Below are 13,875 nucleotides of genomic sequence, written 5' to 3' on the forward strand. Positions count from 1 at the left end.
TCACGGTGTTCCGCCAATCGGCAGAACACCATGATTCAGGATCAGACCTTGAACTGACCGACCAGGTCCCTAAGGCTTTCACCCAGACGCGCCAGTTCGTGGCTGGCTTCGTTGGTCTGGGTTACGCCGGTATCACTGCGCTGGGCAGCATCGACAATGCGGACCACGTTCTGGTTGATCTCTTCGGCAACCTGGCTCTGTTGCTCTGCGGCGGTCGCAATCTGGGTAACCTGATCGTGAATCTGCCCCACCGAGGTCTCAATGGTTTTCAGCGCATCGGTGGCGTGGTTGATCCGTTCAACCGTTTCACTTGAGCGCTTGCGAGACTTGTTCATCCGCTCAACCGACGCTTTTGATTCGGTCACAAAACCATCAATCATTTCCCGAATCTGGTCAGCAGATTCGGCACTGCGCTTGGCCAACTGACGCACCTCATCGGCAACCACCGAGAAACCACGGCCATGCTCGCCAGCCCGGGCGGCTTCGATGGCGGCGTTGAGGGCCAGCAGGTTGGTCTGCTCAGTCACGGCGTGGATGACATCCAGGACCTGCTGGATATCGTCAGATTTCTCGGCGAGAGCATCAATGCTCTTCGCGGTATCCTGGATTTCCTCGGAAAGCTGGTTCACCGCACCCTGGGCGCTGCTGATGGTTTCTCCACCCTCGCGGGCCATTCGGTCGGCGTCCGACGCGGCACTCTCGACTTCATTGGCGTTGCCAGAGATCTGCTGGATTGTGGCCGCCATTTCATTGATTGCAGACGCGATCTGGTCGGTCTCGGACCCCTGCTCCTGAACCGAAGCGCGGGTTTCATTGGCTACCCGGCTGAGCTCTTCCGCCGCGGAGGCTACCTGATCCGTGGTCGCGCCAACCTCACGCATGGTGTTCTGGATCTTGACCACGAAGGCGTTAAAGCGCCGGCCCAGTTCGGCCAGCTCGTCATTACCTTCATCCGGCAGGCGCTGGCGCAGATCACCCTCGCCGTCGGCAATTTCCTGCATCATGTTGCTGACACTCTTCAACGGCCGGGTCACGCTGCGACCTACGAAAACGCCGATCACCAAAGCAATCACCACCACCACTACGGTGACCAACAGAATAAAGCCCAGGGTTTCGGCCATACCGGCCTCAATGTCCTCTCGGGCCGCTGCCACCTGCCGGTCGATATCGGTGATGTAAACACCTGCACCAATCATCCAGTCCCAGTCCGGAATGAGAGTGGAATAGGACATCTTGGGCTCTTCATTGCCGGAGGCCGGATTCATCCAGTCGTAGCCGTAAAAGCCATCCTCCTCGGCCGCAGCAAACAGATCGCCCACCAGGCGTTTCAGGGTCGGGTTATTGGTTGGCCCCTCTTTGGAAGGGTCGGGGGCGTAAGCCAGGTTGTAGACGTCTCGCGTGTAGGCAAACACATAGTTGGTATCATCGAAGCGAATGGTACGCAGGCGCGCAGCCGCTGCCTCCTTGGCTTCTTCTTCACTCAACGACGGGTCATTCTTGGCCTCCAGGACCACCGCTTTGGCAGCATCAACCAGGTTCTGTAGTCCAGCCTTGCGCGCTTCCAGAAGACTGTTCTCGAGCCGCTTCAGCTCGGCTTCACCGTTTGCCTGAATCTGGTTGGCGGTGATCCAGGCAAGAGTTGCCGCCGTAAGCACTACCGGGATCATTACGGCCACAAGTAACCGCGTTCGAATTTTCAACCGACTCAAAACGTTCATTTTACCGAGCTCCTGGGAATTTCAGTTGCCGAAGATTATCCACAGACCACTTCAAGTGATCTGTTCCAGTTTGTTAAGAGAGATTTCAGCAGCCGCCCTGCTGCGACCGGATACCTCAGACCAAACGGACCTTCCGCCAATGTTTTCAGATAAGTAGAGTAACGGCAGTAGCGTATATGTCTTGAGTAAGCGTTCGACTAAAGGACCACTACGAAGGTAGGCCAATGAAGCACCTGTTTCTGGTACGCCATGCCAAATCCAGCTGGGCCGATGAGTCGCTCTGCGACCGGGAGCGACCTCTCAACGCCCGGGGCGTGAGCCAACTGGCACCACTGGGCAAAGCCCTTAAAGCCGCAGGCGCCTTCGACGGCGAAGTTTACTGCAGCAACGCGACCCGTGCCCTGGCGACCCTGGAGGGTGCCCTGCCCGAAAACCTTTTGCCCGGGCACTGGCACACGGAGGGTGAGCTCTACACATTTGATTACCGACGGTTGATTGCCTGGCTGGAACAACTGGGAGACGAACCCCTGGTCTCGGTTGTAGGTCACAACCCCGCCTTGCTGGAACTGGCCCAGTGGCTGCTGAAACACCCACCTGAACAGCTACCCACCGCCAGCTTTATTCACATCCGGCTTCCCATCAAACACTGGCACCAGATTGATCGCGGAAAGGGCAAGCTGGAGGCTGTGATGACGCCACAGGATTACAGCTACGCCCACTTCGAACGAAAACTGAAAAAGAAAGCCAGAACCGCGGGAGACGACCCGGCAAGGGACATACCCAAGGCCCTTCACCACCAACATGATCGGCTACGGCAACTGGAGCGTGGCGTTATCCTTGGCCTGGATGACGAATTCCTCCACCAGTACCGGATTGCCATTCGCCGCAGCCGGGCCATTGCCGAATCGGTCCAGGAAGTCACTGGTGATAAATCGTTGGCGAAGGCAGTCAAGACTCTGAAGCGTCATGCCAGGGCGACAGGCCCGCTGCGTGACCTGCATGTCTTTCTACAGGACTTGCCCCAATTGTGTGGCCACAACTCGGAAGTCCAGGCGGCCCTGAACATCTGGTTCGAGCGGGAGGCCGCCAACAGCCACAAGAAACTGGTAAAGCGCCTGCAAAGCAAGCGTTACCAGGACAGTATGGAGCAATGGCTCAACCTAATTGACTCCCGGAAGTTCCATAAGCTGGCCGGAAGCCTTCAGCATAAAGACATCCGAAAAGCGGTCGAACATCGTATCAAGGGGTTCAACAAACTGACTGCGGAACTGATGCATACTTCGCCGGATGAGGATATTCATCGGCTTCGCAAGCAACTCAAACGAATCCGTTACCTGATGGAACTGGACGTCAGAACCTGGAAGCCCAGGCTGAAAGTGCTCAAGGCACGGCAGCAACTCTACGGTCAATTCCAGGACTTACATGTTCAGATTGAGCTGCTAGAGCAGTTCCGCAAGACGGCCCCGGAGGTTTTGCCAGCGGCACTCAGCGGCATTATTGAAACCCTGGGAGAGCGCAAAGCGGACGCCCGGAAACAGATTCTGACCCTTGGAGGACTCGATGGAGCCCCGCTATGACACCCTGTTTTACGACGGCCAGTGCCCCCTGTGCGCCAAAGAGATCCGCACCCTGCGGAAACTCCAACGAGGTAACCTGATCTTCGCAGACATTCACGAACAGCGTGACGGAACCAGCAACCTGCCAGCTCATGAAGCGTTGCTAAGGCGCCTGCATATGCTGACGTGGACAGGCGAGTGGGTTATCGGCCTGCCTGCCAACGTTCGCGCCTGGTCTCACACACCCTTTGGTTTTCTTTTCAGGCCACTGCTCTGGCCCGGCATCTACCAGGTTGCCTCGCTGATATACAGGAAATGGGCAGACAAGCGTTATGAACGGAAGTACGCCTGCGCTATTGGTAACAACGAGGCGGCTTAGTCATCCTGGCTCGGCCTCCAGTCGGACGGCGCACCCTCCGCGCATTTGCGGCAATCGAGTTCAAACCCGAGCATGGATGCCCGCCCCTCTTCCGTCGTTACCCATGGGCGATTCACCCAGGGCGGCGTGTGTCGCACATGCTGGTTGTGCCCGCACGACAACTGGGCGACCCAGTGATTTTCTTCGTCCCTGTGATAGCCGGTAATGGGTTGCTTCATTTGACCTCCTTCGTACATATGCGGGTGACGCCGGGCGCCCCAAACCCGTATCCTTAGATATAACCTTATTCCATCAGTCTGAGGAGTTCAGCCATGAAAACTGCCCATGATCTGGTAGATGCCGCCCGGAAAGAGATTCAGGAAGTGCCCCTTGATCAGGCGGACGATGCCATCAAGAACGCGGACCTGCTGCTGGATGTGCGTGATGCAGATGAGTATCGGGCTGGTCATATACCGGGGGCCGTGAACATTTCCCGCGGAATGCTGGAGTTCAAGTTCAACAATGATCCCGCGTTTGAGAGCCGCGACATGAACATCGTGTGTTACTGCAAGACATCCGGACGAGCCGCGCTGAGTGCAAAGGCCCTGAAAGAAATGGGCTACATGCACGTGCAGTCCATCGCCGGCGGATTTGATGCCTGGCAGGAAGCAAACAAGCCCGTGGCCAAGCCGGAACTGCCCTCTTTCGAATAGTTGGCACCTACAGACAGCAGGCCTTGTACTTTCTGCCACTGCCACAGGGGCAGGGATCGTTACGACCGGGCTTTAGCTGGCCCTCGCTGGTATCGCCCCGAAGGTAATACCAGCGACCCTGCTCTCGAACGAAACTGGAGCTTTCTTCAAGAAATCCCCAGCCCCTGCCCACGCGGTAGATCGCCCGGAAATGAACCGTGCCGCTATCGCCCGACTCACTGGTGTCCAGAATCTGCAACGAAGTCCAGTCCGGCGAGTCTTCCAGCGTGAATGTCTCTGGCCGCGAGCTCGGATGCCAGGTAGCTTGCAGATAATCCGGGAGATTGAGAACAAAGGCCGCATAACGGGATCTCATCAGCGCTTCAGGGTCAGGCGCAGGTTCGCCCCGATGGAAAGGCCGGCAGCAATCGCTGTAGGATTTACCGCTGCCACACGGGCAGCTCTGGTGTTCGGGATGTTGAATCATCTTGGGACTATCTTTTCGACTATGCTCGTAGTCCGGCAGTGTATCAGTATCAAACCGGTGCCGCTCCGGCCTTCGCTCCTGACCTTTTGGTGATTCCCTTTGACGGATGTCTCGCTGTTACAGATTATTCTGGCCAACCTTGCCCTTCTGGCCGGGGCCTGCCTGCAAGGCGTGGCCGGCTACGGGATTGGCACGTTGGCTGCACCGTTGCTGTTTCTGATCAGCCCGATGCTCATCCCGGGCCCGCTGATACTGAATGCCACGCTTCTCACCGTCTTCATGCTGATACGCAATCGTGGCGCACTGCAGGTCAGGGAAGTGCGCTTTGCCATCGGTGGCGGCGTTGCCGGTGCAATTCTGGCAGCACTGACGTTGCTGGTGATCTCCACCAAAGGCTTCGAACTGATCTTTGGCGTTCTGATCCTTGCCGGAGTGGCGCTCAGTCTCGGCGGCCTCAAACCGGCGCTTAATGCTCGGAACAGCGTGCTGGCGGGGGCTGCGTCCACCTACATGGGCACGATTACCGCTGTGGGTGGGCCGCCCATTGCGTTGATTTATCAGAACGAGAAAGGGCCATTGGTCAGGGCCAACATGTCCGCGTTCTTCCTGGCGGCCAGCGTGCTGAGCCTGTCAAGCCTGCTCGCCTCCGGCTATCTCGGCACCCGGGAACTTTTCCTCTTCGCAGTGACCTTCCCGGGGGTGTTCCTGGGCTTCTGGCTGTCCGGCAAGCTCGTCAACCGCATGCCCTTCGAAGAGCTTCGCCCGGTAATTCTCGGTATCGCGGCCATCGCTGGAACAGCAGCGCTGATTCGCGGCCTGATTTCGCTGTAAGTCCGGGACTTCAGTCAAAGAAGAGTCCAGCGGTACCCGACCACCGACTGCAAACATTAGCTGGCAAGCGACTCGCGCATTACATTCAGCAGTCCGCCTTTGAGGATCATCCGGATCTGGCGATGGCTGAGGTTGTGGTCCAGCTTGTATCGCTTACCGGTTCGGCTGTTCCTGGCGGTTATCTCTTTTCCGGAATCCAGTGCCTCATGCAGCCCTTCCAGGGCCAGTTCATCCCCCTGCTCGATATCTTCGTAGTCATTTTCGCCAGTGAAGTTCAGGGGCAATATGCCGAAATTACAGAGATTCTCCCAGTGAATGCGGGCATAGCTTTTGGCGAGAACCACCCGTACACCAAGGTAACGGGGTGTCAGGGCAGCATGTTCGCGGCTCGAACCCTGGCCGTAGTTGTCTCCGCCCAAAATCATCGAGCCGCTGTCCCGGTATTTCTTGGCGCGATCCGGATAGCTCGGATCGATCCGGGTCAGGGTAAATTCGCTGATGGCCGGAATGTTGCTGCGGTAGGGCAGAACATTGGCACCGGCGGGCAGGATTTCATCCGTGGATACATCGTCCCCGGTTTTCAGCAGCACCGGCAGTTCCAGTGAATCCGGAAGCCCCTCAAACTGTGGTAGGGAGCTGATGTTCGGACCTTTCTCCACCATGGTCAGTTCCGGATGCTGAGCGGGTGGCCGGATGTTGCGATCGGCCACGTAGAAGGTACGGCGGTTATCGAAGACCGGGCACTTCAGATCAAGTTCCCGGGGGTCGGTGATCACGCCAGTCAGTGCCGACGCGGTCGCGGTTTCCGGGCTGCAGAGACACACCTTGTCCTCCGGGGTTCCTGAGCGGCCAGGAAAATTCCGGGGTACCGTCCGAAGGCTGATCTGGTCCGTTGCCGGGGCTTGCCCCATGCCGATACAGCCGTTGCAGCCGGTCTGATGCAGGCGGGCGCCGGCGGCCAGCAAATCACGCAGATAGCCCAGTTCGGTCAGATTCTCCAGGATCTGCCGGGATGTCGGGTTGATATCAAAGGACACCCGATCGTGAATCTGGTGCCCCCTGACCATCATTGCTGGCACCGCAAAATCCCTGAGGCCCGGATTGGCGGACGAGCCAATGTAGGCCTGATAGATAGGTTCACCGGCAACCTCGCGGACCGGTACCACTTTGCCGGGGCTACTGGGCAGGGCGATCAATGGTTCAAGCTTGCCCAGATCGATTTCCTCGTACTCGTCATAACTGGCGCCGCGATCCGCTTCGAGGAGCTGGAAATCGTCCTCCCGGTGCTGCTGCTTCAGAAAGTCCCGCACCGCGTCGTCAGCGGGGAACACCGAGGCGGTGTGGCCCATTTCCTGCCCCATATTGGCGATGACGTGGCGATCCATGGCGCTCAATTCTTCCAGCCCGGGGCCGTAATATTCGATGATCTTGCCAGAGCCGCCCTTGACTCCGTGGCGGCGTAGCATCTCCAGGATCACGTCTTTCGCACTGACCCAGTCCGGCAGCCGGCCGGTCAGTTTCACCCCCATGATCCTGGGCATCTTGAGATAGAAGGGCTCACCGGTCATGGCCATGGCAACCGCCAGTCCGCCTGCGCCCATGGCCAACATGCCCAGTGAGCCGGCCGCGCATGTGTGACTGTCGGAACCGAGCAGGGTCTTGCCTGGTTTTCCAAAGCGCTCCATATGCACCGGGTGACTGACCCCTGACCCCGGGGGGCTGAACCACACCCCGAACCTCTCGCAGGCGCTGCGCAGGAACAGGTGATCATCCGGATTGCGGTTGTCGGCCTGAATCAGGTTGTGGTCGACATACTGGGCGGAAAGTTCAGTCTTGACCTGGCCCAGCCCCATGGCTTCCAGCTCCAGCATTACCAGGGTGCCGGTGGCATCCTGGGTGAGAGTCTGATCAATCTTCAGACCAATCTCGTCGCCTTCGACCATCTCTCCGGACAGGAGGTGGGATTCAATCAGCTTCTGTGCCACGTTACGTGGTTGATTACTGCTCTTTTTCGCCATGAGATGGTCTCCTCTGCAAGCCAGAAATCGTCTGCTTTGGAACAACCCAGCGATGGAGTCAGCTGCCTTTTAATATCTATCTTTTCAATCTTTCACTTTTACGAGTATAGAAGCTCTTTGGCAGGGGTGCAGGTGACCCGAAATCAACCTATCCGGCCCAGAGCCGAACCCGGAAACGGTTCTTGCGCCATAGAAAGGCCAGCCACAGGGCGTGGGCGTTGATCAGGAAGGCAAGACTCCACTCAAAGGCATCGTCCTTGCGGCTATAGAACTCGGGCGCCACGCCATTGAGGATCACTGAGAGAATGCCCACAGCGAGAGTCAGCTGACAAAGATTCAGCAGCCTCATGCCCGTGTGCCTCCACAACGGATGGCTGCGCAAGCCGGCACTCACCAGCAGTTCACAGATAAAGGTGAGCGAAAAATACAGAACCACGCCAATACGGCGGATCAGATTGAACCCGTCACCGGCATGGCCCAACGCCAGGGTATAGGCCCCGAGCGAGACACTGGCCACCAGGCCCAGCCAGGGGACCCAGGCAACGCCGGACGTATGGACGCCAAGTTGGCGAAGCCACCGGCCATTTAGCCACCAGAACAGGATGCCCAGCAGGGCCGCGGGCAGCATGGTGCCCTTGAAGATGAAATAGGACGTGCCGTAGCGACCGGTACGGCTGATGCTGGTGCAGCTGTCCCAGTAAGGCATGCACAGCTCAACATGGCCTTCCAGCACCGAAACCGTGAATGTCAGGTGAATCGTGATCAAGGGCACCAGGGCAGCAGCAAGTGCCAGCCACCAGAGGTGAAAAAAGCGATGGTCAGCCATGGTAAATACCCCTGAGCTACTCTAAGCCTGGAAACGAAAAACCGCAAAAGACGTCGGCAACGCCTTGAATGAACATTATTTGACCAGATTTTGCAATCCGGTCCATCCTGTCAAAGGGTTTTTGCCTCAAAATAGTGCTCCAGGGAGTCAGGATCAGTGTATGAGCGCACCGCATCAGGAAATTATTGAAAGCCAGGTCGACGTCTCACAACTTGCCATCGGCATGCACGTCATTCGCCTGGACCGCCCCTGGGAAGACACGGACTTCCTTATTCAGGGGTTTATTATTCGCCATCAGTCGGAAATTGATTCGCTGCGGGCCCAATGCGAGTTCGTTTTTATTGAAGGTCGTATTGATGGGGCATCGTCCTCGCAGGACGGCAACAGCAACGGTCGGAAATCCTCTGGCCTGATGGGTTTTTTCCGCAAAAAACGAACCTCCGAACCTGTCCAGAGTACCCACAAGCCTGTACCACCGAAGAAGCGCGTCCGCTATATCAACAAGGTTGACGCCGGCCAGGAAATGGAAACAGCAGTCATACGCTTCGAGGAGGCCCAGAAGACCGCCAAGTCGATCATGTCTGGCCTGAGAGTGGGCCGCACGCTGGACCTGAACAATGCCCGCACCGTGGTAAACCACTGCGTCGAGAGCGTACTTCGCAATGAAAACGCGCTGTTGCTGCTCACCAAGATCAAACATCAGGATGAGTACACCGCCGAGCACTGTATCAACGTATCCATACTCGCCGCGGCCTTTGGCAAGCATCTCGGCCTGCTTGAAGGAGAAATCCGGAATCTGGCCCTGTGCGGCCTGCTCCACGATGTTGGCAAGACCCGGATTCCCGATGAGATCCTCAACAAACCCGGAGCGCTGACACCAAAAGAATTTGACGTCATGCGCCACCACACGACCCACGGGCGCACCATCCTGATGGGGACCAGCAATTCCCTGAACACCGCCGTGGACGTGGCGTTCAGCCATCACGAGCGGATGGATGGCTCAGGCTATCCCCGGGGCCTTCACGCCCAGCAGATCCCGTACTTTGCCAAGATCATTGGCCTGGTGGACACCTACGATGCCATTACCAGCAACCGGGTCTACGACAAGGGGCGGGCTTCCATGCAGGCGCTGGAAATTATCCACAAGCACCGCGGCACCCAGTTCGATGAAGAACTTGCAGAGGCCTTTATCCAGATGATCGGGGTTTACCCCCCGGGGTCCATCGTTGAAATGGTCAATGGCGAGGTGGGTATCGTTGTGGAGAGCCGGCCAGAGCATAAGCTGAAGCCCTGTGTTCTGCTGGTCAGGGAGGCCGATAAAAGCCTGATGGCGCCCTACAGGACAGTCGACCTGAAAACCGCCCCTGAAGATGCGGCCGGGGAGGTCTACCGCATCGCCCGGGAGGTCCCGGACGGAACCTATGACATCGTGCTTCAGGAATTTGTCGATCAGGGGCTGATCGTAACCACCCCGGGCCAAGGCCCTGACGCCACATAAAAGGGACAGCCTGTTACTTTCTAACCCGCAATGCCCTGCTATACTCGCTGACAAACAGACTTCGGCACAACAAGACATGAATTCCGGCATTCCTTTCCTCAACATTCCTGCCACGCCCGACGGCGCAGGCGTTTCGGAGGTTACACCTGCCGAAGGGCTCAGGGCCGTGCTCGACAACCTGGACGCTCTGGTTTATGTCTCTGACTTCGAAACCCATGAACTGCTCTACATGAACGCCTATGGCCGAAGAATCTGGGGTTCCATAGATGGGAAAAAGTGCTGGGAAGTCCTGCAGAACAACGCCAGTCCCTGCGACTTCTGCACCAATCACCTTTTGATTGATTCAGAAGGCTCCCCTTCAGCGCCTCATATCTGGGAATTCCAGAACCGGTTAGACAAGCGCTGGTACCAGTGCCGGGATCAGGCAATTCCCTGGTTAGATGGCCGTCTGGTCCGCCTCGAAATTGCTACCGACATCACCGAGCGAAAGGAAATGGAGCTGGCACTCAAGGAGGCCCACGAAAAGGCCCGGGCCGCCGCACTCCAGGACGACCTTACCGGGCTTCATAACCGGAGAGCTTTTTTCGAACTGGGTAACCAGCTTTTGAAACAATCCCGGAGAAACGGCTCGCCCCTCGCGATCATCATGTTTGACCTGGACCACTTCAAACAGATCAATGATAACCATGGTCACGAGGCCGGAGACGAGGTTTTGCGTCACATAGGGCGGGTTCTTGAAACGAACGTCCGGGAGGCGGATATTGCGGCACGGATTGGCGGTGAAGAGTTCGCGATCCTCCTTGCCGATGCCGATGCAATTCAGGCGTCAGAAATGGCAGAACGATTGCTGAGCCTCATGCGGAAAACGCCAGTCCGGTACCAGGATGTCTGTATCCGGCCAACCGCCAGTTTCGGCATTTCAGCGCTGCGCCCTGAGGAGATAAACCTCGAGAACCTTCTGGCGCGAGCAGACAACGCGATGTATGAATCAAAGGCGCTGGGCAGGGGTCGGGTGCGCACCAAGCCCTGAGCTGCACCCGGACAGAATCAACCCGGCCGTTTTGTTACTGCCATGGTCAGTCGGGAAATACAGGTGGTTTTCCCTTCTTCGTTCTCGAGCAGAATTTCCCATACCTGCGTGGCACTACCAATATGAATGGGCCTGGCCGTACCGTACACCCAGCCCTTGGTGACCGGGCGGATGTGGTTGGCGTTGATATCCAGCCCGACAGCAACGGTTTCAGGATCCTTCAGGCAGCAATTGGCGGCCATACTGCCAAGGGTCTCCGCCAACAGCACCGACGAGCCACCGTGAAGAATGCCAAATGGCTGAACCGTGCGCTCATCAACGGGCATGCGCCCCTTTACATAGTCATCGCCAATCTCGAGGTACTCGATACCCATGTAGCTGACGGCGGTGTTTTCGCTGGCTTTGGCAAGGTGTTCAAGGTTTGGGGTGCGGGTCCAGATTGCCATAGGGGAACTGCTCTCGTTGTTGTTTGAGAAAGGAAAAAATACGCCCTCCAGTTTATACAGATAGCATGCGAACTACCAAGCCCTTCTTTGCTGTCCCGTCATGGACTTTTCAACTAACCCTTCAAACTCCGCCGCAGGCAGTGGCCGGCTGAAATAGTAGCCCTGAAAGCGGGTACACCCCATGCGAACCAGACGATCCAGCTGCCCCCTGGTTTCCACACCTTCCGCCACTGCGGATAGCTTCAGGGCTGAGGCAAGGGCCAGTATGGTTTCGGCAATGGCAGCGTCATTGGGATCATCCAGAATGTCCCGGACAAATCCCTGGTCGATCTTCAGTTCATCAAGAGAAAGGCGCTTGAGGTAACCAAGGGATGAATAGCCCGTGCCGAAATCATCCAGTGAGATCCGTATCCCCATACTTCTCAGGGTACGGAGTGTTTCTTCCACCAACTCAAGATCGTAGGCCAGCGCGCTTTCGGTAATCTCCACTTTCAGATTTCTCGGGGATGCGCCTGTTTTTCTGAGCAACGCCATCACGGTGGAACAGAACGAGGGCAAATGAAACTGCCGAGCACTCACGTTTACCGAAACCTGAAGTTGTGACAGTGCACCGCCTCGTTTTTTCCAACTGGCAACCCGGGACAAAACTTCCTCCAGCACCCAATAGCCGACCGATTCAATGAGTCCGGTCTCCTCCGCCAGAGGAATAAATTCGCCGGGAGACACCATGCCGCGGCCCGGGCACTGCCAACGCAGCAAAGCCTCGGCGCCCACCGGTTTACCTTTTTCATTCACCAGAACCTGGTAGTGCACCGCCAGCTGATTCTTCCGCACGGCCATTCTGAGATCGGATTCCAGAGCCAGGCGCTCAGATACCTTCTTCTGCATCATGGAATCGTAGAAGCGGATACAGTTGCGGCCGTCTTCCTTGGCTCGGAACATGGCCATATCGGCCTGCCCGAGGAGCTCTTCAAGGGAGGTATCATGATTGAAGAACAGGGTTACCCCGATGCTCGGGGTGCCCGTGTAGTCGAGGCCATCAAGATCATAGGGTTCATTCAGGGCGTCCCGGACTTTTTCGCAGACCTTTTCCACCCTGGCGGCGGCGGTGGCCGTATCGGCCGGAAACCCTTTCAGAATAAGAACGAACTCGTCGCCGCCAAGCCGGGCGACGGTATCCCATTCACGGACCGTCTGTTTCAGCCTCTGACCTACCTGTATCAACAACTCATCACCGGTCAGATGCCCCGCTGAGTCATTGATGTTCTTGAAGTTATCCAGATCGATAAACACCAGCGCGCCATGATTCTGATCGCGAGTGCTTCCGGTTAACGCCTGCGCCAGACGGTCCCGCAGTAACCGACGGTTTGGCAGACCAGTGAGAGGGTCGTAGAACGCCAGTTTCTCGATCTCGGATTCCGACTGTTTGCGGTCAGTCACATCGTAGAAATAGCCGTGCCAGATCGTGCTGTTATCCGCCAGACGAGCAGGCACTGACCGGGCTTCTATCCACGCGGAACCGCCGTCTTTTCTGAAAGCCCGGAAATCGGTTTCGAACGGGGTCATCTGCAGGCGGGATTCTTCCACCTTTTCAAGAAAGCCTGCCTTGTCATCATGATGAATGAGTTCCAGCAAAGGCCTGGCGTCTGGCCTGAGCGTGTCCACCGCCAAGCCAAACATCATCTCCACTTTCTTGCCGATGAAAGGAAAGGTAACCCGGCCGTCCGGATACATCCTGAACTGGAAGATGACCCCCGGGAACTGGTCGGAATACCGGTAGAGACTGTTCTCGTACCTTTCGTTGCGTCCGGCCAGTATCTGACGATGCACAGAGGAACCCAGCATGTCCCCCAACTGGACCAGGAACTCTCTCATTCCTGCATCCGGAGTTTCGGAGCGATCCAGAAAATCAAAACCCAGTACACCGGCCAGCTGGCCTTCCAGTTTCATCCCGATCAGGATTGCGCTTTGGATATTCTGCCGCCGGAACTCCAGTCTTTCTTCTTTTGCCGTATCGGGGAGTTTTTCAACGTCGGGTATAACAACAACCGGAAAGTCATCTAGTTGTTCCGCCAGCCACGGGAACCGCTCCATTGGCACATTCTGGATGGCATCTCGCTGGGGTAATGCTCCCGGGCTGCAGATTTCGTGAGTGATGGAGGCAGTCTGGGTGGCCTCTTCAAGCATTACCAGGTAGCTGCGATCTGCTTTGAGATGGGCGCCAAGGTCGGCAATGACCTTCTCGATGCACCCATCCAGTTCGCCAATCCTCGACCGGGCCAAGCTGAGATACAGCCTGTAAACAAGCTCTTGTTGATCGCGGGTAACTGCTTCTGCCATCGCTACGGACTCCTTCCCAGCGATACTTCCTGATTATCCGTTAGACTTGCTCGAAGCCTTTGTGACAACTTACGA

General features: G+C 57.0%; 13 protein-coding genes. 6 read left to right on the forward strand and 7 right to left on the reverse strand.

All coding sequences use genetic code 11. The annotated features are described in order from the left end of the window. Positions 1-41: 41 nt before the first annotated feature. Positions 42-1,718 (reverse strand): methyl-accepting chemotaxis protein, encoded by a 1,677-nt coding sequence (locus tag QZ534_RS03875; protein ID WP_296931618.1) that lies wholly within the window; start codon positions 1,716-1,718, stop codon positions 42-44. Between the two features lie 224 nt (positions 1,719-1,942). On the opposite strand from QZ534_RS03875, the gene QZ534_RS03880 reads away from it, so the two are divergent. Together QZ534_RS03880 and QZ534_RS03885 are read left to right on the forward strand one after the other, a co-directional pair. Beyond that, the gene (locus tag QZ534_RS03880) at positions 1,943-3,295 is read left to right on the forward strand and encodes a CHAD domain-containing protein (protein WP_296931620.1); all 1,353 of its coding nucleotides are present in this window, start codon (positions 1,943-1,945) and stop codon (positions 3,293-3,295) included. Continuing rightward, entirely contained in the window at positions 3,279-3,653 is a 375-nt protein-coding gene (locus QZ534_RS03885) for a thiol-disulfide oxidoreductase DCC family protein (RefSeq protein ID WP_296931621.1), read from the forward strand. The genes QZ534_RS03880 and QZ534_RS03885 overlap by 17 nt, the downstream gene beginning before the upstream one ends. Here QZ534_RS03885 and QZ534_RS03890 read toward each other — a convergent pair. Beyond that, positions 3,650-3,889 carry a DUF3565 domain-containing protein gene (locus QZ534_RS03890; RefSeq protein WP_296931623.1) on the reverse strand — a complete coding sequence of 80 codons (240 nt, stop codon included), beginning with the start codon at positions 3,887-3,889 and terminating at the stop codon, positions 3,650-3,652. The genes QZ534_RS03885 and QZ534_RS03890 overlap by 4 nt on opposite strands. A gap of 75 nt (positions 3,890-3,964) precedes the next feature. On the opposite strand from QZ534_RS03890, the gene QZ534_RS03895 reads away from it, so the two are divergent. Then, entirely contained in the window at positions 3,965-4,345 is a 381-nt protein-coding gene (locus tag QZ534_RS03895; protein WP_296931625.1) for a rhodanese-like domain-containing protein, read from the forward strand. A 7-nt stretch (positions 4,346-4,352) separates the two neighbouring features. On the opposite strand, the gene QZ534_RS03900 is transcribed toward QZ534_RS03895, so the two are convergent. Then, positions 4,353-4,811 carry a YchJ family protein gene (locus tag QZ534_RS03900; RefSeq protein WP_296931627.1) on the reverse strand — a complete coding sequence of 153 codons (459 nt, stop codon included), beginning with the start codon at positions 4,809-4,811 and terminating at the stop codon, positions 4,353-4,355. Between the two features lie 99 nt (positions 4,812-4,910). On the opposite strand from QZ534_RS03900, the gene QZ534_RS03905 reads away from it, so the two are divergent. Beyond that, positions 4,911-5,642, forward strand: a complete 732-nt coding sequence (locus tag QZ534_RS03905; protein WP_296931629.1) for a sulfite exporter TauE/SafE family protein — start codon at positions 4,911-4,913, stop codon at positions 5,640-5,642. Between the two features lie 56 nt (positions 5,643-5,698). Here QZ534_RS03905 and QZ534_RS03910 read toward each other — a convergent pair whose 3' ends face one another. Both QZ534_RS03910 and QZ534_RS03915 read right to left on the reverse strand, forming a co-directional pair. After that, positions 5,699-7,660 carry an aconitate hydratase gene (locus QZ534_RS03910; protein WP_296931631.1) on the reverse strand — a complete coding sequence of 654 codons (1,962 nt, stop codon included), beginning with the start codon at positions 7,658-7,660 and terminating at the stop codon, positions 5,699-5,701. Positions 7,661-7,808: 148 nt separating this feature from the next. Beyond that, the gene (locus QZ534_RS03915) at positions 7,809-8,486 is read right to left on the reverse strand and encodes a hypothetical protein (RefSeq protein ID WP_296931633.1); all 678 of its coding nucleotides are present in this window, start codon (positions 8,484-8,486) and stop codon (positions 7,809-7,811) included. A 160-nt stretch (positions 8,487-8,646) separates the two neighbouring features. Between QZ534_RS03915 and QZ534_RS03920 the strand changes: the two genes are divergently transcribed. Then, entirely contained in the window at positions 8,647-9,984 is a 1,338-nt protein-coding gene (locus QZ534_RS03920; protein WP_296931635.1) for an HD-GYP domain-containing protein, read from the forward strand. A 76-nt stretch (positions 9,985-10,060) separates the two neighbouring features. Continuing rightward, the gene (locus QZ534_RS03925; RefSeq protein WP_296931637.1) at positions 10,061-11,014 is read left to right on the forward strand and encodes a GGDEF domain-containing protein; all 954 of its coding nucleotides are present in this window, start codon (positions 10,061-10,063) and stop codon (positions 11,012-11,014) included. 17 nt (positions 11,015-11,031) lie between these two features. Here the strand turns inward: QZ534_RS03925 and QZ534_RS03930 are convergent, their stop codons facing one another. Beyond that, on the reverse strand, positions 11,032-11,460 hold the full coding sequence (locus QZ534_RS03930) for a hotdog fold thioesterase (RefSeq protein ID WP_296931639.1): 429 nt from the start codon (positions 11,458-11,460) through the stop codon (positions 11,032-11,034). Between the two features lie 72 nt (positions 11,461-11,532). Then, complete coding sequence (locus QZ534_RS03935) at positions 11,533-13,800, reverse strand: EAL domain-containing protein (protein ID WP_296931641.1); 2,268 nt, start codon at positions 13,798-13,800, stop codon at positions 11,533-11,535. Positions 13,801-13,875 lie beyond the last annotated feature (75 nt).

It is taken from the genome of uncultured Marinobacter sp. (assembly GCF_913055835.1).
Lineage (GTDB): Bacteria > Pseudomonadota > Gammaproteobacteria > Pseudomonadales > Oleiphilaceae > Marinobacter.

What these genes read in the sequence shown, in the direction of transcription:
- QZ534_RS03920 (WP_296931635.1), top strand. Translation starts at nt 8,647, where the DNA reads ATGAGCGCACCGCATCAGGAAATTATTGAAAGCCAGGTCGACGTCTCA.
- QZ534_RS03895 (WP_296931625.1), top strand. Translation starts at nt 3,965, where the DNA reads ATGAAAACTGCCCATGATCTGGTAGATGCCGCCCGGAAAGAGATTCAG.
- QZ534_RS03930 (WP_296931639.1), bottom strand. Translation starts at nt 11,460, where the DNA reads ATGGCAATCTGGACCCGCACCCCAAACCTTGAACACCTTGCCAAAGCC.
- QZ534_RS03910 (WP_296931631.1), bottom strand. Translation starts at nt 7,660, where the DNA reads ATGGCGAAAAAGAGCAGTAATCAACCACGTAACGTGGCACAGAAGCTG.
- QZ534_RS03915 (WP_296931633.1), bottom strand. Translation starts at nt 8,486, where the DNA reads ATGGCTGACCATCGCTTTTTTCACCTCTGGTGGCTGGCACTTGCTGCT.
- QZ534_RS03925 (WP_296931637.1), top strand. Translation starts at nt 10,061, where the DNA reads ATGAATTCCGGCATTCCTTTCCTCAACATTCCTGCCACGCCCGACGGC.
- QZ534_RS03885 (WP_296931621.1), top strand. Translation starts at nt 3,279, where the DNA reads ATGGAGCCCCGCTATGACACCCTGTTTTACGACGGCCAGTGCCCCCTG.
- QZ534_RS03890 (WP_296931623.1), bottom strand. Translation starts at nt 3,889, where the DNA reads ATGTACGAAGGAGGTCAAATGAAGCAACCCATTACCGGCTATCACAGG.
- QZ534_RS03900 (WP_296931627.1), bottom strand. Translation starts at nt 4,811, where the DNA reads ATGATTCAACATCCCGAACACCAGAGCTGCCCGTGTGGCAGCGGTAAA.
- QZ534_RS03875 (WP_296931618.1), bottom strand. Translation starts at nt 1,718, where the DNA reads ATGAACGTTTTGAGTCGGTTGAAAATTCGAACGCGGTTACTTGTGGCC.
- QZ534_RS03935 (WP_296931641.1), bottom strand. Translation starts at nt 13,800, where the DNA reads ATGGCAGAAGCAGTTACCCGCGATCAACAAGAGCTTGTTTACAGGCTG.
- QZ534_RS03880 (WP_296931620.1), top strand. Translation starts at nt 1,943, where the DNA reads ATGAAGCACCTGTTTCTGGTACGCCATGCCAAATCCAGCTGGGCCGAT.